16 protein-coding genes and 1 tRNA gene are annotated in these 16230 nt (G+C 59.6%); 9 read left to right on the top strand and 8 right to left on the bottom strand.

What is annotated here, in order from left to right; genetic code table 11:
* The first annotated feature begins 81 nt into the window (after positions 1 to 81).
* Entirely contained in the window at positions 82 to 843 is a 762-nt protein-coding gene (locus ACQY4G_RS07305) for an SDR family NAD(P)-dependent oxidoreductase (RefSeq protein WP_421989857.1), read from the top strand.
* A gap of 10 nt (positions 844 to 853) precedes the next feature.
* On the top strand, positions 854 to 1945 hold the full coding sequence (locus tag ACQY4G_RS07300) for an alkene reductase (RefSeq protein WP_421989855.1): 1092 nt from the start codon (positions 854 to 856) through the stop codon (positions 1943 to 1945).
* A 19-nt stretch (positions 1946 to 1964) separates the two neighbouring features.
* Here the strand turns inward: ACQY4G_RS07300 and ACQY4G_RS07295 are convergent, their stop codons facing one another.
* Genes ACQY4G_RS07295 through ACQY4G_RS07285 form a run of 3 tightly spaced genes read right to left on the bottom strand, consistent with a single transcriptional unit; the run spans position 1965 to position 5937 of the window.
* Positions 1965 to 4715 (bottom strand): LuxR C-terminal-related transcriptional regulator, encoded by a 2751-nt coding sequence (locus tag ACQY4G_RS07295; RefSeq protein ID WP_421989853.1) that lies wholly within the window; start codon positions 4713 to 4715, stop codon positions 1965 to 1967.
* Positions 4716 to 4747: 32 nt separating this feature from the next.
* Positions 4748 to 5422, bottom strand: coding sequence for a 3,4-dihydroxy-2-butanone-4-phosphate synthase (locus ACQY4G_RS07290; protein WP_421989851.1), 675 nt, complete (start codon positions 5420 to 5422; stop codon positions 4748 to 4750).
* A complete protein-coding gene (locus ACQY4G_RS07285) occupies positions 5410 to 5937 on the bottom strand; it encodes a flavin reductase family protein (protein WP_421989849.1) in 528 nt (175 codons plus the stop codon). Before ACQY4G_RS07285 ends, ACQY4G_RS07290 begins: the two co-directional genes overlap by 13 nt.
* 138 nt (positions 5938 to 6075) lie before the next feature.
* Between ACQY4G_RS07285 and ACQY4G_RS07280 the strand changes: the two genes are divergently transcribed.
* From ACQY4G_RS07280 to dmpG, 3 genes are read left to right on the top strand one after another with little or no spacing between them, the layout of a single operon-like run.
* A complete protein-coding gene (locus ACQY4G_RS07280) occupies positions 6076 to 6864 on the top strand; it encodes a fumarylacetoacetate hydrolase family protein (RefSeq protein ID WP_421989847.1) in 789 nt (262 codons plus the stop codon).
* Positions 6865 to 6876: 12 nt separating this feature from the next.
* Positions 6877 to 7815, top strand: coding sequence for an acetaldehyde dehydrogenase (acetylating) (locus tag ACQY4G_RS07275; protein WP_421989845.1), 939 nt, complete (start codon positions 6877 to 6879; stop codon positions 7813 to 7815).
* A complete protein-coding gene (gene dmpG, locus ACQY4G_RS07270; protein ID WP_421989843.1) occupies positions 7812 to 8840 on the top strand; it encodes a 4-hydroxy-2-oxovalerate aldolase in 1029 nt (342 codons plus the stop codon). Before ACQY4G_RS07275 ends, dmpG begins: the two co-directional genes overlap by 4 nt.
* A 25-nt stretch (positions 8841 to 8865) precedes the next feature.
* Here dmpG and ACQY4G_RS07265 read toward each other — a convergent pair whose 3' ends face one another.
* Together ACQY4G_RS07265 and ACQY4G_RS07260 are read right to left on the bottom strand one after the other, a co-directional pair.
* Positions 8866 to 9543: an SDR family oxidoreductase gene (locus tag ACQY4G_RS07265; RefSeq protein ID WP_421989841.1), complete on the bottom strand. Its 678-nt coding sequence runs from the start codon at positions 9541 to 9543 to the stop codon at positions 8866 to 8868.
* Positions 9540 to 10460: an alpha/beta hydrolase gene (locus ACQY4G_RS07260; RefSeq protein WP_421989839.1), complete on the bottom strand. Its 921-nt coding sequence runs from the start codon at positions 10458 to 10460 to the stop codon at positions 9540 to 9542. Before ACQY4G_RS07260 ends, ACQY4G_RS07265 begins: the two co-directional genes overlap by 4 nt.
* On the opposite strand from ACQY4G_RS07260, the gene ACQY4G_RS07255 reads away from it, so the two are divergent.
* The gene (locus ACQY4G_RS07255) at positions 10459 to 10953 is read left to right on the top strand and encodes a VOC family protein (RefSeq protein WP_421989837.1); all 495 of its coding nucleotides are present in this window, start codon (positions 10459 to 10461) and stop codon (positions 10951 to 10953) included. The genes ACQY4G_RS07260 and ACQY4G_RS07255 overlap by 2 nt on opposite strands.
* A 238-nt stretch (positions 10954 to 11191) precedes the next feature.
* The gene (locus ACQY4G_RS07250; protein ID WP_421989835.1) at positions 11192 to 11893 is read left to right on the top strand and encodes an IS6 family transposase; all 702 of its coding nucleotides are present in this window, start codon (positions 11192 to 11194) and stop codon (positions 11891 to 11893) included.
* Between the two features lie 85 nt (positions 11894 to 11978).
* On the opposite strand, the gene ACQY4G_RS07245 is transcribed toward ACQY4G_RS07250, so the two are convergent.
* Positions 11979 to 12069: transfer RNA gene (locus tag ACQY4G_RS07245), tRNA-Ser, on the bottom strand.
* A 307-nt stretch (positions 12070 to 12376) separates the two neighbouring features.
* Between ACQY4G_RS07245 and ACQY4G_RS07240 the strand changes: the two genes are divergently transcribed.
* The gene (locus ACQY4G_RS07240) at positions 12377 to 13423 is read left to right on the top strand and encodes a peptidylprolyl isomerase (RefSeq protein ID WP_421989833.1); all 1047 of its coding nucleotides are present in this window, start codon (positions 12377 to 12379) and stop codon (positions 13421 to 13423) included.
* The gene (locus tag ACQY4G_RS07235; protein ID WP_421989831.1) at positions 13420 to 13653 is read left to right on the top strand and encodes a DUF1905 domain-containing protein; all 234 of its coding nucleotides are present in this window, start codon (positions 13420 to 13422) and stop codon (positions 13651 to 13653) included. The genes ACQY4G_RS07240 and ACQY4G_RS07235 overlap by 4 nt, the downstream gene beginning before the upstream one ends.
* Before the next feature lie 77 nt (positions 13654 to 13730).
* Here ACQY4G_RS07235 and ACQY4G_RS07230 read toward each other — a convergent pair whose 3' ends face one another.
* Positions 13731 to 14132 carry a VOC family protein gene (locus tag ACQY4G_RS07230; RefSeq protein ID WP_421989829.1) on the bottom strand — a complete coding sequence of 134 codons (402 nt, stop codon included), beginning with the start codon at positions 14130 to 14132 and terminating at the stop codon, positions 13731 to 13733.
* A complete protein-coding gene (locus ACQY4G_RS07225; protein WP_291181382.1) occupies positions 14129 to 16219 on the bottom strand; it encodes a RelA/SpoT family protein in 2091 nt (696 codons plus the stop codon). The genes ACQY4G_RS07230 and ACQY4G_RS07225 overlap by 4 nt, the downstream gene beginning before the upstream one ends.
* Positions 16220 to 16230: the final 11 nt, after the last annotated feature.

Raw genomic sequence — 16230 nt, 5'->3', positions numbered from 1 at the left:
TATGCTTCTTGCCACCTACTGAAAGATAGGTGCCAATCGGTTCCAGAGCCTTCAGCGAATAGGACAAGGGAGACCAGTCGCATGCCGGGACAACTAGCCGATAAGGTGGTCATAGTCACAGGCGCGGGCGGTGGCATTGGTGCCGCTGCCGCGAAGATTTTCGCACGGAACGGTGGCCTCGTTGTGGCTGCCGGGCGAACCGAGGCGAGCGTTAAGCGCGTCTGCAGCAAGATATCGGGCGCCGGAGGTACCGCAGTTTATGTGACGGCCGATGTGGCGACACCGGAAGGAGCGAAATCGATCGTCGAAACGGCCATGGAAAACTATGGCAGGCTGGACTGCGCATTCAACAATGCAGGGATTGACGGATCGCTGGCACCGACCGCCGAATACCCGGAAGCCGAGTTCGACGAAGTCATCCGTATCAATTTGAAGGGCGTATGGCTTTGCATGCGCGAGCAGATCTCGGCCATGCTGAAGAATGGCGGCGGCGCGATCCTGAATAACGCGTCTGCTCTTGGTAAGGTCGGCCAGTTTTCCATGCCGGCCTATTGCGCGTCCAAGGCAGGTGTAGCGGGCCTTACGAAGGCAGCAGCATTGGATTACAGCTCGCAAGGAATCAGGTCGAACGTGATCTCTCCGGGAGTGGTCGAAACTCCGATGATGAAACAGCAAATGGAGACCATGCCCGAGCTACGGCAATTGCTGTTGGAGCGGCATCCTATCGGTCGTCTGGGATCGCCCGAGGAAATTGCCGAAGCTGCTGCCTGGATACTTTCCGATGCCGCCTCTTTTATGACCGGTTCCGACGTTTCGGTAGACGGTGGTTACCTGGCAATCTGAGAGACACCCCATGGCCTATCCGAAGCTATTCAGCGAATGCGACCTCGGTAGCCTGACCTTGCCCAATCGCGTCGTCATGGCGCCGATGACCCGCCTGAGGGCTCCCGACTCGATACCCACGAGCCTGATGGCTGAGTATTATGCGCAGCGCGCCTCTGCCGGACTGATCGTCACGGAATGTACGATGGCGTCCGACACCAGCGCGGCCTACATCGACGCGCCCGGAATGTATTCTGATGCCCTGATTACGCCTTGGCGCAAGGTCGTCGACTCCGTGCATGAAGCCGGGGGCCGAATCTATCTGCAGCTATGGCATTGCGGAAGAGTGGCTCATTCGTCGCTGATGCCCGATGGTCAGAAACCACTCGCACCGAGCGCGGTGAGAGGGGAAGGCGAACTGCACACCTTCGACGGGAAAAAGCGCGTATCGGAACCTCGCGCGCTGCTCGAACCCGAAATCTTCGGACTGACCAAGGCTTTCGGGAAAGCGGCCGCGAGAGCCAAGAACGCTGGTTTCGACGGCGTCGAAATTCATGGCGCATTCGGCTACCTCATCGATCAGTTTCTTCAAACCGGCAGTAACCGGCGGACCGATGAATACGGCGGTTCGACCGAAAACCGTATGCGCTTTCTTCTTGGTGTTGTCACCGCCGTTCAGCAATCGTTCGGGCAAAATGTCGGCGTCAAGCTCTCCCCGAGCAGCCGGTTTCACGGAATGCATGACGACGATCCCGAGGGCCTGTTCGCCGACGTGCTGGAAGCGCTCACCGAGTGCGACTTGGCATACGTCCATATGATGGAGCCACAGCCGCAAGATCTAGAAGTCGGGGTGACAATCAAAGACGTCTTGGAGTTCTCCCGGCAGCACTATGACGGGACGATCATCGCCAATGGGGGCTTCGATGCCGCCAAGGCTGAGCGAGCTCTGGAAAGCAAGGGTGCGGATCTGGTGTCCTTTGGCCAACCCTTCCTCGCCAATCCGGATCTGGTCGCACGCATGAAATCCGATCTCGACCTGGCTCAGCCCGATTTCTCCACCATCTACGGCGGGCCAGGCAGCGATCCGGCGAAAGGCTATACTGATTACCCTAGAGCCGAGTAGACGGGCTCTCCGCTTTCGATCAATTGATGAGCCCCAGTTGCCGTGCCTTGAAGACGGCCTCGGATCTGCGATTCACGCCCATCTTCGTGTAGATCTGCTGCAGGTACCATTTCACCGTGCCGAGTGTCAGCCCAAGCTCGGCCGCCATCTGCTTGTTCATCATCCCCGTCGAAATCATCACCAGGATTTCCGACTCCCGATCATTGAGTGCCTCATATTGGCCGCCCTCGATTTCGAGTTCTTCTCGGCGTGCGACAGGAGTTGAATCCTCACCGCCGATCGCTTCCAGGATCTTGCTATGCGATGCTCTGAGCTCCGGCTGGTGGTCGAAGTTGAGCGCGCGCAGGCTCGGACGGATAGCAGGATTGGCATCGACGAAGCTGCGCACGAAACCCTTTTCCCCGGCCATTTGAATGGCGTGCCGAATGGTCCGGTGAGCCGCGTTGGTCTGACCTTTGAGCGTTTGGGCATGCGCAAGACTGAGGGAAAAGCGCACCGCGAAGCGCAGGCACTGCCTGTTCTCGAGAAATTTACTCCAGCTCGACAGTAGCCGTTCTGCATCGTCCAATTCGTTTTCGCAGATGGCCACATGGGCCGCGGCAAAGGCGTAGACGGCATCGAGAGTGGTATGGCCTTCGCGAGGCTTGAGCGTTTCCACCCTGGTTGAAAGATTGTTGAGTTTCGCGATGCGGCGAACCGCCGCATTCTCGCCAGCCGATGTAAGCATCCGGATGCGTTCCGAGAGCAGGATTGCGCGCAAGCGTTCGAACTGACGTACGCTCGCCACTTCTTCTCCGCGCTCAAGGATCTTGATCGCCTGCGCCTGATTTTCGATAGCCGCGATCTTAGCGCTTGCTTGGTAACCGGCAATCAACTGGTCAATCAGTCCCGTCTTCGTCGCAAGAGGCAGGAATTCTTCCACGTACGACCTGGCGGCTTCGATCTCGTTTCGCTCGTATCGGAGCTCGGCAAGATAGAGCGCTGGCATGGCCGTCGTTGCGCTTTGTCGGCCATACATGCCTTCCGACGTATGAAAGGCCCTGGAAATGGTCCGCTCTGCGCGTTCGATATTGCCCATGAATGCGTGGGTCGCGCCGATGATGCAATCGTGCCAGATCGTGGCCCAGCGATTGTCTTCCCCCTCAAAGATCTCGCGCGCTGCTTGTGCCGTCCAGACGCCTTCGCAATTGAACATTTCGCGCTGCGCATAGACAAGCGTGGTGCGTGCCACCGCATCCTCGAAGGCCGAATTCCCGCCCGGCATGGATTGCCACTGCAGCGCGAGACTTTCCACCTGCGGCATTTCGTCCTGCAACAATCTAAGCTGCATTTCGCGGTGGATCAGCTTCTTCTCGAGCTTCTCGACATCAAGGCCTCGTCTGCTCCACTCAGCGACCGTTTCATCGCTCTCCATAGCGCGGCGTACCTGGTCGAGGACCATCTTCGCTTCGCCGAACTGCCATAGCAATGTCGCGGCGTAGACACGGTCCAGCTGCAGGTCGGGATGGTCCGCCAACAGCTCAGCAGGCAACTTTCTTGCGTAGGTCAGAAGTGTCGAGCCCCGCCCTGTATGCGCCAGTCGTTCGGCATTCCTGCTGAGCATTTCCAGCAGGAAACCGGAAGACTGCGACAAATCCGCCTGGAGCAGCGCGCGTTCTATCCACCCACGTTCTTGAAGCCACAGCGCAGCGCTTTCGTTGACGTTTCCGTTGCCATTCGGCTCGCAATCGTCCGCTAGACCCGAAAAGGCTTCGACGAATAGCGGGTGGTAACGGAACCAGCCGGGCTGAGCGGTTGGCATGAGGAAGTATTGCCGGCGCACCAATTCGTCGATGAGAGCCTGGCTATCATTGTCGTTTCGGATGTGGTCGGCCAGCTCGGCGGAAAGCTCTGACAACGATGCAGTATCGCGCACGAATTCGGAGAGCTCGACGGTCAAGCGCGAGAGCACTTCTTCACGAAGGTATTCGAGCAGTTGAGGCTCCTTGCCGGAAAGGAGGTTCTCGAGCGGTTTGTCCGGATTTTCCGTCAAGGAGATTGCCGCCAATCGTAGGCCGGTCGCCCACCCCTCTGTCTGCTTGACAATCGCTTCGACCGACTCGGCCTGAGTCGACCTGCCAAGGGCTTTTTCGAGCATGCTGGTTGCTTCGCCGGTTTGAAACTCGAGTTCAGCAACGCCGAATTCGGCGATTTTTCCCTGTATCCGCATCCGGGAAACCTGAAGATTCACAGCTTCGCGCGATGCAACGACGAGGTGCAGATACTTGCAATCGCTGTTGAGAAGAAACGATAGGAAATCGTTCGAGTCCTGGCCCTGGGCGTTGTGGTAGTCGTCTACGATCAGAAGGATCGGTTTGCCGACGGTCTCGATTGCATTCACTATCGAAATCCCGGCAGCCCCCATGTCCGATGCCAAATCGACTTTCCCGGCGGGTGTCAGTCTCTTCGCAAGTTGCCTGTCTGCCTGCGCAAGGGCGAGAACGATATGACGGGCGAAGCGGTAACTATCGGTGTCCGCACGGTCGCATGTGACCCATGCTGCGATGTTCCCGGCACCTTCCGCCGCCCCGTACCAATGTGAAAGCAAGGTAGTCTTGCCGAAGCCGGCCGGCGCGACGACCAGCGAGCATCGCCGCGTCCATAACTCATCCAAATCCTGACTCAGTCGCGCTCGCTCGATGGTGCTGGCACTGTCTCGCGGCGGCGCCAGTTTACTCAGTAGGAAGGGCTGCTGCCCCGGTGCGATTGGGGCTTGCTCCTTGCCAGCCATATATCGATCCGTCTCCCCACCTTACCCTCGATTCAGGCGAACTGATCGAGCGAAAGGTCTCCTCCTCTCACTTCGAAGTATAGTTCCCGAAGCTTTTCGGGAAGTCTCCGGAACTCGACCACGGCCAGGTTCCGGCAAACATAGAAATTCAGTTCGAGCTTTTTGGCCAGCGCAAAACATTCCTGAGCGGAGGCAGTCTCGCCTTCGGCATTGAGAATGTCGCACCATGTCACCGCATGCGACCCTGCCGAGCGCTCGGCATAGCGAAAAGCCAGCTCGCACAAGGCGGAATCCCGATCGAGCTTTTCCTGCACAATGGCTGGCATAATATGGCCAGGGGAGACGAGATCCTTACGCTCGCAGCGCTTCCGCCCTAGCGTTTCGGCCGTTATCGCCCGTTCCGCGGCGGAGATTCCCGTCTCGGTGCACTCGCGACCTTCGACGCTGCTGACGAACACCGGCATATGGGGGCGCCTCGGGCCCGTGGATATGGGAGACAGGCCGAGCTCGTAGGCGCGCGCTGCTGCCATCGCCACACTTACGATACCATGTCCCAAGGAGGCCATCTTGTTGATCGAGTCGGCCGTCGTGGCGTCCGCGGACTCGAAAAATATTCCCCTGCCACGCCTGCCCAGCACCTCTCGGTCGACCAATATGGAAAGAGGCACCAAATCTCGGTCGCGATCCTTTCGGATCATGCTGCGCATGCCACGCTAGATTCGAGCGCGCCCGTACCGCAGTAGCCGCCATGGTGGTAGAGCAGCGGGCGGGAGTTGGTATTGACGTTCACGTCGACGATCCGTCCAGCGACAACACGGTGCGTGCCCACATCCATCGCACTCAAGGACTCGCAAGCTACGCTCGCCACGGCGCTAAGCAGGATCGGGCTTCCGCCCATTTGCCGCCAATCGCCGCTCTTGAAGCGCAGGGCCTTCAGCTTCGACGTGCCGAACATCGTGGCGATTTCTTCGTCCGATTCCGATAGTATGTTCACGGCAAAGCGACCGCCTCGATCGAGGCTCTCGAAGATGGATGCGTGCCTGTTGACGCAAACCAGGATTGAGAGAGGGTCGAAGCTCAACGAGCATACCGCGGTCGCGGTCATACCCGATCTCGCGTCGCCGGAGCCTGTCGTGATGAGGTGAACCGAGGAAGCGACATGGCGCTGAGCCTGTCTGAATGCTTCGATCAAAGCTTCCTGCGAGCTCGAGACTTGTTCCATGGCGATCACCTTCCTTTCCCACCTGCCAAACTAGAATCGCGTCGGGAAATCGCACCTATCTTTCGGCCAAGGGCGGATTTTTGCTGCGCCGGCCAAAGGATAGGTGCGATTTGCCAGATCACGCTGCAGAGCGGCAGGATGCTGGAGACCACAGAGTTTGACACTGCCTTGGGGCAGGAATTGTATGCGGCCTTGCGAGAGCGCCGCACCGTCATGCCGCTGATCGAGCGATACGAGCATCTCACCATCGATGACGCTTATCGCGTATCCTTGGAATTTTTGCGCTTGCGTAATCAGGATGGCGAGCGTGTCGTCGGCAAGAAGATCGGTGTCACGTCGGACGCGGTGCAGGAAATGCTCGGCGTGCATCAGCCCGATTTCGGCTTCCTCACCGACGCGATGCACTACGAAAGCGACATTCCGATCAACAAGGCCGGCTTGATCCAGCCGCGTGCAGAAGCCGAAATCGCGTTCATCCTGAAGGATGACCTGAACGGTCCAGATGTGAACGCCGACGATGTGATCGCCGCGACCGAAGCGATTGCTCCCTGTTTCGAGGTGGTCGACAGCCGTATTCGGGACTGGAAGATCTCCATCGTGGATACGGTGGCCGACAATGCTTCGTGCGGGGTCTTTGCCCTGGGGGAAGCCCGCGTCGACCCGCGAGGCATCGATCTTCCTTCTCTTCAGGTCGCAGTCAACAAGAATGGCCACCAAATTTCTACCGGCAGGGGATCTGCCGTGCAGGGATCGCCTGCCCAAGCTGTAGCATGGCTGGCAAATACGCTCGGCCGCTACGGTGTCGGTCTGAACGCTGGCGATATTATCTTGTCGGGCAGTTTGGTTCCGCTGGAGCCCGCGGCTCCCGGAGATCATTTCGAAATGGAGTTGGGCGGCATTGGCTCCTGTTCGATCCGCTTTCACTGAGAGGCAAATACAATGGACAAGGTAAAGGCGGCGATAATTGGCTCGGGCAATATCGGTACCGATCTGATGATCAAAATCCTGCGCACTTCGGATGTCTTCGAAATGGGCGCCATGGTTGGGATCGACCCGGAATCCGACGGCCTTTCGCGAGCGAAGAGATTGGGCGTCGCCACGACCCACGAAGGTATTGACGGATTGGTGAATCTCGACGTCTGGCCGGACATCGGCGTGGTATTCGATGCAACCTCAGCCGGCGCCCACGAACGTCACCATGAAATCGTTACGGGCGCCGGCAAGAAAATGGTCGATCTGACGCCGGCAGCCCTCGGGCCCTACGTCATCCCCGTCGTAAATGGCGACGATCATCTCGGCGCGCAGAACGTCAACATGGTTACGTGCGGTGGCCAGGCCACGATACCGATCGTCGCTGCCGTCAGCAGGGTAGCCCGGGTGCCGTATGCCGAAATTGTTGCCTCGGTATCGTCTCGTTCGGCCGGTCCTGGCACGCGGGCGAACATCGATGAGTTCACCGAAACGACAGCCCGCGGAATCGAAGCCGTCGGAGGTGCTGACAAAGGCAAGGCCATCATCATCCTCAATCCTGCCGAGCCACCCATGATCATGCGCGATACAATATTCACTCTCAGCCAGGGAGCGGATGAGGCGGAGATCGAGCGATCGATCGAGCAAATGGTCAAGGACGTGCAGGAATACGTGCCCGGTTACAGGCTCAAGCAGAAGGTTCAGTTCGAGCGATTCGGGTCTAACAATCCGGTAAGGATTCCCGGCGTCGGCACGTTCGAGGGAATGAAGACCAGCGTCTTTCTCGAGGTCGAGGGTGCCGCTCACTACCTCCCTGCCTATGCCGGCAACCTCGACATCATGACATCGGCTGGTTTGGTCACGGGCGAGAAAATGATGCGGGCTCGTGCTGTGGCGGAGGCCGCATGATGTTCGATCCCGCAACAGACAAGCTTTACATTCAGGATGTAACCCTGCGTGACGGTATGCACGCGATCCGGCACCAGTACGGCATCGGTCACGTGCAGGATATCGCCCGCGCACTGGATGAAGCGGGCGTCGATGCGATAGAAATCGCCCATGGTGACGGCCTTAATGGTTCGAGCTTCAACTACGGTTTTGGAGCACAAACCGATTGGGAATGGATCGAGGCCGTCGCAGACGTCGTGCGCAGCGCCAAGCTCACCACCCTACTGCTGCCCGGAATCGGAACGGTCGAAGAGCTCAGACAGGCTTACGATCTCGGTGTCCGCTCCGTGCGGATCGCAACCCACTGTACCGAGGCGGACGTTTCGAAACAGCATATCGAGGCCGCGCGGACCCTTGGAATGGACACGATCGGCTTCCTCATGATGAGCCATATGATCGAACCGGCAAGACTGGCGGAGCAGGCTGTCTTGATGGAGTCCTACGGGGCACAGTGCGTATATGTCACTGACAGTGGCGGTGCTTTGGACATGGACGGTTATCGCGATCGAATGGCGGCGTATGAAAAGGCCTTGAAGCCGGAAACCGAGCGCGGGGTGCACGCACACCACAATTTGTCGCTCGGGGTCGCCAATTCGATCGTCGCTGTTCAGGGCGGTGCGCGCCGGGTCGATGCATCACTGACGGGAATGGGGGCCGGCGCAGGCAATGCGCCACTCGAAGTCTTCATCGCTGCGGCTGATCGCAAGGGCTGGCAGCATGGCTGCGATCTGTACAAGCTGATGGATGCTGCGGAAGACCTCGTTCGGCCACTCCAAGACCGCCCGGTTCGGGTCGATCGGGAGACACTAAGTCTCGGCTATGCTGGCGTGTATTCGAGCTTCCTTCGCCATGCCGAGAAAGCCGCTCGCGACCACGGCCTCGACACACGCGAGATCCTGGTCGAATTGGGCAATCGCAAGATGGTCGGCGGGCAAGAGGACATGATCGTGGATGTGGCGTTGGATCTCGCAAAAGAGCGCGCCTGAGAAGCTGATTTTCGTCGAGGCGGGGTCATTGCACCCAACCGCCAGCAAACGGGATTGCCTGCCCGGCAATGAAATCGGCGTGACCGGAAGCGAGAAAAGCTGCGAGCGCGACATCCTCTTCCGCACGCGCCAACCTTCCGGCCGGAACGTGTTCGTCGAGAAAAGCCCGGAAGGCAGCGGTTTCGATTCTTTCGGGAGGGAAGTATTCCGGGTTCTCGACAAAGTTCTGCGCAATCAGATTGATCTGAACGTTTCGCGAGGCAACCTCTGCGCCGACCGATCGCACATAGCCCACTTGCGCGGATCGAGCTGCGCAATAGGCGGGCATCAGCGCTCGCGCGCGCAATCCGGTTGCGCTGCCGAAGACGATGATCTTGCCGGACTCTCTCCTCAGCATGTCCGGCAATGCGGCCTGTACCAGCCAGTGAAGCGGATGGACGAGACGGTCGAAGCACTGCATCCACCCTTCGTCAGATAGCTCGACGGTTGGTGTCCCCAGATTGGTATCGGCGGCAAGATTGAGCAACATGATGTCCGGAGCTCCCGACGCTCGCCAGGCTTCGGCGCACTGGTCACGGGTCGCGAGCGGGCTGTCGCTCGCATGGACTATCGCCCCTAAATCGGTAAAAAAGCTGACTGCTGCCGGCCCCATGAATTCGTCCGACTGGGTCAGCAGAATCGTCTTCCCGGAAAGATCGATCATTCCGCGCTGGCAGCGGAAAAGGTGTCCCGAAGCCAGCCGGCAACATGGGTCACACATCGATTTCCCTCGGGCATGGTAGCGCCGAACGAGAAGAAGCCGTGGACTTGGCCTTCGTAAACGAAGAACGAACATGGGACTGAAGCTGCCCGCAAGCGATGGGCATAGGCGCGGGCCTCGTCGAACAGACAATCGATATCGCTGGCTATGATCATCGCCTCGGGAAGGTCCGAGAGATCCGGCTCCCGCAAGGGGGAAGCCCGTGGATCGAGCACCTGGTCGCCGAAGTGCAGTGCAACCGTTCCTTCGATCGCCTCATGGCTCGTGAAGTAGTCGTTTTCGAAGCGGCTAGGACTGTAACTGGCCATGTCGAGCATTGGATAGATGAGGACCTGGCCAACGGGCGGCTCGATGCCAAGGCGCTTCGCTTCCTGCGCAACCGCTGCTGCCAAATATCCACCAGCGCTATCACCAGCGACCGCTATTTTGCTGCCGGCTCCCTCGATCTGCGACGGTTGTCTTGCCAATGATTGATACACGGCGAAGCAATCTTCAAGAGGTGCGGGAAACCGATTTTCGGGTGCTTTCCGGTATCTTGGTACGACCACGATGGCGCCGGCCTTATTCGCAATCATCCGGCTGGTCGGATCGAAGTCTTCCGGATTGAGCATGATGCCGCCGCCACCATGGTAGAAAATGACCAGGGGCAAATCGACTCCGGTGGATTCCGGCCAATAGACGAGAGACTCAACTCCGGCGAGTTCGACGGTTTCTTGTCTTGCGACCTCCGGTGCCACAGGAGAGAGCGATTGCCAAAGAGCGCTGAAGCCAGCGCGTTGTTGCTCGAGTTCTGCAGGTGGCGGACCGGCCGCCTCCAACCGATCGAGCAGGTCTTTGCTGGACTTGTCTATGAAAGGCATGGATGCTCCGCTCCTCTTTGGGCATCAATGGATTTGCTTCGCTGAAAGGCACCTACCTTTCGGTGGGTCTGACGACGATGGAGGGCATTGCAGTATGTTGACGGCGCGAAAGGTCGACCATGTCGTACTGAGAACCGGCCAACTCGAACCTATGATTGCCTTTTATTCGGACATCTTCGGGGCGAGTGTTGTTCGAAGAGACGACAGGCTCGGCCTCGTGCAGCTGAGCATGGGAGATTTCCTGTTAGACCTTCTTAGCGTGAGTGGCGTAGCGAGCACGGAATCGGAGAAATACCGAAACAGCTACATTCTCGACCATCTCTGCATCGAGATTGATCCGGTTTCCGAGAACGAGGTCGACGCTCTTTCTGCTCGCCTTGGCCAGGATCTAGCTTTCCGGACTCTGTACGGGGCCAAAGGGTACGGGCCGTCAACCATGATCAGCGATCCCGATGGCAACAGGATAGAGCTTAAGATGTACCCGTCAGATTGAGCCGCTCGATTGGGGAAATGGCGGCGTGTGATCTTTGGGCCGCGACCTTTGATCGAGGCAGCAGACTTTGAAAGATCTCCGACGATTCGCAAAGGCCCCTTATGTGCACTTGATTAGCGGCGATATTCCTTGGGCGCAGAAACGAGTTATTCCGTGTTTCAACAGTCCTCGATAGGTGCTGTCAGTCTAACGCTAACTTGTATCCCCCATCGAGAATTTCGTGGCTAAACAGGGGGCTATGGAGACCATTTCTTTCAAGCGTCACCGCTTTCATCCGGACATTATCCGACACGCCGTATGGCTCTACTTCCGCTTCACACTGAGCTTGCGAGACGTTGAGGATTTGCTCGCTGAACGCGGGATCGATGTCACTTATGAGACCATTCGATGTTGGTCCGACAAGTTCGGTCCAGCCATCGCTGCGAACATTCGAAAACGGCGTAGACCGGCTGATTGCGTTTGGCATTTGGATGAGATGATTGTCCGAATTGGCGGCAAGCGCATGTTCATGTTGCGGGCTGGCGATAAGGAGGGCGAGGTGCCGGATGTGTTGGTACAGAAGCGACGCAACAAGGAAGCAGCACTGAAATTGCTGCGAAAACTGCTCAAGAACCAGGGCTTCGTTCCCGAGGCCATCGTGACGGATGGCCTTGCTTCTTATCGAGCTGCGCTTCTAAAATTGGGTGCGTTGAAGCGTCACCAGCCCGGTCGGCTCCGCGAAAACAATCGTGCAGAAAATTCACACCTTCCCATCCGAAGGCGGGAACGAAAAATGCAGCTCTTTAAGTCCCAAGGCCAAGCGCAGCGTTTCGTTTCCACTCACTCAGCGATCTACAATACCTTCAATACCGAGCGTCACCTCGTCTCCCGAAAGACAATGCGAAAATACCGAGACCGCGCTTTCGCCGAGTGGCAAGCCGCGTCTGCTTCAGTTGGCTAAATTCTCAAGATCGCACATCAATGCGGCCGGCGTTCGTTAACCTGACGGTCCCAACCTGAAACTAGAGACGGGTGCTCGGGATAGGTGGCGGAGCAGGAGGGATTCGAACCCTCGATACGGGGTTACCGTATACACACTTTCCAGGCGTGCGCCTTCGACCACTCGGCCACTGCTCCGCATTCCTGTTTGGCTTACCGCACTTTGGGCTACTTAAGGCCGAAGGCCGCCGGATTGGCCTTCGCCCTCAAGCAGCAAAGCGGCCGCGCAAACAAGAAGGCGCGCGTCTAGCGGCGACCGGTGGGTTTCGCAAGCCGAAGCGGAACGGAGATATTCCAAATTGCGTTTTTCGTGGTACAAGCGGCCAGTGGCGGTGCTGCGCGGATCAGGCATACCCTGCGAACACCGTCTCGAAGCCCCCTTTCGCCCCTACAATGCGCGAGAGGGGGCTTTTGTTTTTCCGCGCGCAGTGGCACCTCTCCATACATGACGAAGCCGCTGATTTCGCTCGCCGCGCTGATCGCGCTAGCCTCACCTGCCAGCGCACAGGAGGCGGCGCCTCATCCTTCGCCCAACCAGATCGTCGCCGAGGCGGCAGCGGAGGAATGGGTGGCAATCGCGCCAGAAGACCTTCTGGTCATGACGCTCGCGCCGGCTGCCGATGGGGCCGAGCGCGAGGTGCTGATCCAGTTGATGCCCGCGCCTTTCGGCCAAAGCTGGGTCAAGAACATCCGCACCTTTGCGCGTTCGGGCTGGTTCGACGACATCACCGTCAACCGCGTGCAGGACAATTACGTCGTCCAGTGGGGCGATGCGAATTACGACAACCCGGAGAGCTCGGGCCGGCCCAAGGCGCTTCCCGCAGCACTCGTCGCCACGACCGAGGAGGACTATACGGTTTCCGGCGACGCCATCAGCCTCTCGACATTGTTGACCGATTCCGAACGCGATCTCGCGCTCGAAGCAGACAGCTACATCGCTTCCGAGGACCGGACCGCGGCGGTGATCCTCGCCAACGGGCTCGTCGATGCTTACGCGCAGCTATCGCTGTTTTACCAGGGCTGGCCGCTCGCCTCGAACATCGGTTCGGACGAGGAAGGCGAGCCCGCGACCGTCTGGCCGATCCATTGCTATGGCATGGTCGGCGTAGGCCGGAACCTGTCGCCCGATGCGGGCACGGGTGCCGAGCTTTACACTGTGATCGGCCACGCACCGCGCCATCTCGACCGCAATATCGCCCTCGTCGGGCGGATCGTAGAAGGAATGGAGCACCTCTCCAGCCTGCCGCGCGGCAAGGGTCAACTCGGCTTTTACGAGGATGAGAGCAAGCGCGTGCCGATTCTGTCGGTACGCGTCGCCAGCGACCTTTCCCAAGGCGAGCGCCCCGCCTTCGAGTTCCTTTCCACCGATAGCGCGAGTTTCGCCCGCTATGCCGATGCCCGAGCGAACCGGCGCGACCCCTTCTTCAACGTGCCCGCCGGCGGAGCCGACATCTGCAACATTCCGGTTCCCGTGCGGCGGATCCTGGATTGACCGAGACGCTTGCCTGGCGTGGCGAGATCACTCGCTGGCAGGGTGAGAAGGCGACCTACCATCTGCTAACCATCGACGGCGCCTGCGCCGAGGAAATCACCATGCACGAGCGGCTGCGGCGGCTCGAGATGGGCGGGCGGCGCGGCTTCGGATCGGTCAAGGTCTTGGCAGAGATCGGCGGGACGCGATGGAAGACCTCGGTTTTTCCCTCTAAAACCGGCGAATGGTGACTGCTGGTGGGAAAGAAGGTGCTGAAGGCGGAAGACTTGGCCGCGGGTGACGCAGCCGAGCTGACGCTCGAGCTGCTCTAGATTTTCTGCATCAGCTCTATGCGATTGCCGAAGGGATCGGCGATATCGCCGCGTATGTAGCCGTCCAGATCCTTGCCCGGCTTGAAGCGGATGCCCGCCTTGCCGAGCCGCGCGACCAGCTTGGCCAGATCGTTTACCAGCAGCGCGGGATGCGCGCGGCGCGCGGGATGCGCGCGGCGCGCGGGATGCGCGCGGCGCGCGGGCAGAAAGGCATCCTCCACCCCGCAATGGATCGCAATCCCCTCGCCTGCGAACCAGCATCCGCCATTGACCGCGAGGTGCGCGGGCTTGGCCACTTCCTCCAGCCCCATGAGGTCGACCCAGAAGCGCCGCGCATGCGGCTCTCCGCCATGCGGCATCGCGAGCTGGACATGGTCGATGCCGGTAACTGCGCTCATACGCGTTCTGCTTGCGCTACGGAGTCGCTCGCCCGCAGCGCGCTGAGTATCCGCGTCAGATGGGGCACGTCCTGCACCTCGAGATCGATTTCGTAAGTGGTGAAGGGATGATCGAGCTGCGTCTGGTCGAGACTTTTAACATTGACGTGGTTCTGCGCGAAGATGCCCGCCATTTCGGCCAGCGTGCCAGGCCGATCGTAGAGCGTCACACGCAAGCGGCCCACTGCCCCGCGCGAACGCTTGCCCCATGACAGGTCCATCCAGTCGGTATCGATCCCGCTGGCGAGCCGGCTGCAGTCGATCGTGTGCACCTCGACCCGCTCGTTCGGCTTGCGCAGGCCCACGATGCGGTCGCCCGGGACCGGGTGACAGCACTCGGCGAGCTGGAATCCGACACCCGGCGTCAACCCGCGAATGGAAAGCGCCTTACCGCTGCGCGACCAGTCGAAATCCTCTTCCAGCTCGGCCGTGCAGCCGGGCACAAGCGCCTCCATCACCTCACGGTCGGGAATCTTGGCGGCACCGATGGCGTAATAGAGGTCTTCGTCCTCTTCCATCTCGAGCCGTTTGAGGGCTTCGCGCAGGGCCTTCTTGCCGATCTTGGCGGGCACCCGCAGCGCGATCTCGTCGAACAGCTTGCGACCGATTTCGGCTATCTCGGCGCGTTCCTTGAGGCGCACGGCGCGGCGGATCGAAGCGCGCGCCTTGCCGGTCACGACGAAACCCAACCAGCTCATCTGCGGGTCGGCATTGTTGCTCTTGATGATCTCGACCACGTCGCCATTGTTGAGCTGCGTCCGCAGGGGCATGTGCCGCCCGTTGATCTTCGCCCCCACGGTCTGCGCGCCGAGATCGGTGTGCACGGCGAATGCGAAATCGACCGGCGTCGCCCCCTTGGGCAGCTGGAACAGCGCGCCCTTGGGCGTGAAAGCGAAGATGCGATCCTGGTAAATCGCCATACGCGTGTGTTCGAGCAGTTCGTCGGGATCATGGCTGGCATCGACGATCTCGATCAGATCGCGCAGCCAACCGACCTGCCCGTCGGGCCGGTCCTGCTGCTTGTAGGCCCAATGCGCAGCGAGGCCGAATTCGTTCAGGCGGTGCATTTCGCGGGTGCGGATCTGCACCTCGACGCGCATCGACTTGCCGTAGATCAGCGAGGTGTGAAGCGAGCGATAACCGTTGTTCTTCGGCGTCGAGATGTAGTCCTTGAACTTGCCCGGCAGGAATTGCCAGGTCGTGTGCAGCACGCCGAGCGCACGGTAGCAGTCGGCGACATCCTCGCAGATGATGCGGAAGGCCATGATGTCGGTCACCTGTTCGAACGAGACGTGGCGCTCGGCCATCTTGCGCCAGATCGAATAGGGGTGCTTCTCTCGGCCCGAGACTTCGGTGGTGATGCCCGCCTCGGCGAGCGCATGCTTCATATCGAGTGCGATCGCATCGACCTGGCCGCCGTCCTCGCTGCGGATCTGCTCGAGCCGCTGGGTGATGGTCTCGAATGCTTCGGGCTCGAGCTGCTCGAAAGCGAGCATCTGCATCTCGCGCATGTATTCGTACATGCCGATCCGCTCGGCGAGCGGGGCGTAGATATCCATAGTCTCGCGCGCGATACGCCGGCGCTTTTCTTCGCTCTTGATGAAGTGCAGCGTGCGCATGTTGTGGAGGCGGTCGCCAAGCTTGACGAGCAGCACGCGGATGTCCTCGCTCATGGCGAGCAGGAACTTGCGCAGGTTCTCCGCCGCGCGTTCGTTCTCGGGCATCTGCTCGATCTTGGAAAGCTTGGTCACCCCGTCGACCAGCCGCGCGACGTCGGTCCCGAAATGCTCCTCGATATCCTCGATCGTTGCCAGCGTATCCTCGACCGTGTCGTGGAGCAGCGCGGTGGCGATGGTCTCCTGGTCGAGCTTGAGATCGGTCATCAGGCCCGCGACCTCGACCGGATGGCTGAAATACGGGTCCCCGCTCGCGCGCGTCTGCGTGCCGTGCTTCTGAACGGTATAGACATAGGCGCGGTTCAGCATCGCCTCGTCGGCATCGGGGTCGTATTCCTTGACCCGTTCTACGAGTTCGTACTGGCGCAGCATACCTAGGAGAT

Source organism: Qipengyuania sp., from assembly GCF_965277845.1.
In the GTDB taxonomy this organism is placed as follows: domain Bacteria; phylum Pseudomonadota; class Alphaproteobacteria; order Sphingomonadales; family Sphingomonadaceae; genus Qipengyuania.
This window is presented reverse-complemented; position numbering and strand designations above follow the sequence as displayed.

Excerpts from the sequence above, each read along its gene's own strand:
- ACQY4G_RS07295 (WP_421989853.1), bottom strand. The coding sequence starts at position 4,715 with ATGGCTGGCAAGGAGCAAGCCCCAATCGCACCGGGGCAGCAGCCCTTC.
- ACQY4G_RS07265 (WP_421989841.1), bottom strand. The coding sequence starts at position 9,543 with ATGATCGATCTTTCCGGGAAGACGATTCTGCTGACCCAGTCGGACGAA.
- ACQY4G_RS07250 (WP_421989835.1), top strand. The coding sequence starts at position 11,192 with ATGGAGACCATTTCTTTCAAGCGTCACCGCTTTCATCCGGACATTATC.
- ACQY4G_RS07280 (WP_421989847.1), top strand. The coding sequence starts at position 6,076 with ATGCTGGAGACCACAGAGTTTGACACTGCCTTGGGGCAGGAATTGTAT.
- ACQY4G_RS07300 (WP_421989855.1), top strand. The coding sequence starts at position 854 with ATGGCCTATCCGAAGCTATTCAGCGAATGCGACCTCGGTAGCCTGACC.
- ACQY4G_RS07230 (WP_421989829.1), bottom strand. The coding sequence starts at position 14,132 with ATGAGCGCAGTTACCGGCATCGACCATGTCCAGCTCGCGATGCCGCAT.
- ACQY4G_RS07225 (WP_291181382.1), bottom strand. The coding sequence starts at position 16,219 with ATGCTGCGCCAGTACGAACTCGTAGAACGGGTCAAGGAATACGACCCC.
- ACQY4G_RS07290 (WP_421989851.1), bottom strand. The coding sequence starts at position 5,422 with ATGCGCAGCATGATCCGAAAGGATCGCGACCGAGATTTGGTGCCTCTT.
- ACQY4G_RS07285 (WP_421989849.1), bottom strand. The coding sequence starts at position 5,937 with ATGGAACAAGTCTCGAGCTCGCAGGAAGCTTTGATCGAAGCATTCAGA.
- ACQY4G_RS07255 (WP_421989837.1), top strand. The coding sequence starts at position 10,459 with ATGGATGCTCCGCTCCTCTTTGGGCATCAATGGATTTGCTTCGCTGAA.
- ACQY4G_RS07275 (WP_421989845.1), top strand. The coding sequence starts at position 6,877 with ATGGACAAGGTAAAGGCGGCGATAATTGGCTCGGGCAATATCGGTACC.
- dmpG (WP_421989843.1), top strand. The coding sequence starts at position 7,812 with ATGATGTTCGATCCCGCAACAGACAAGCTTTACATTCAGGATGTAACC.
- ACQY4G_RS07305 (WP_421989857.1), top strand. The coding sequence starts at position 82 with ATGCCGGGACAACTAGCCGATAAGGTGGTCATAGTCACAGGCGCGGGC.
- ACQY4G_RS07240 (WP_421989833.1), top strand. The coding sequence starts at position 12,377 with ATGACGAAGCCGCTGATTTCGCTCGCCGCGCTGATCGCGCTAGCCTCA.
- ACQY4G_RS07260 (WP_421989839.1), bottom strand. The coding sequence starts at position 10,460 with ATGCCTTTCATAGACAAGTCCAGCAAAGACCTGCTCGATCGGTTGGAG.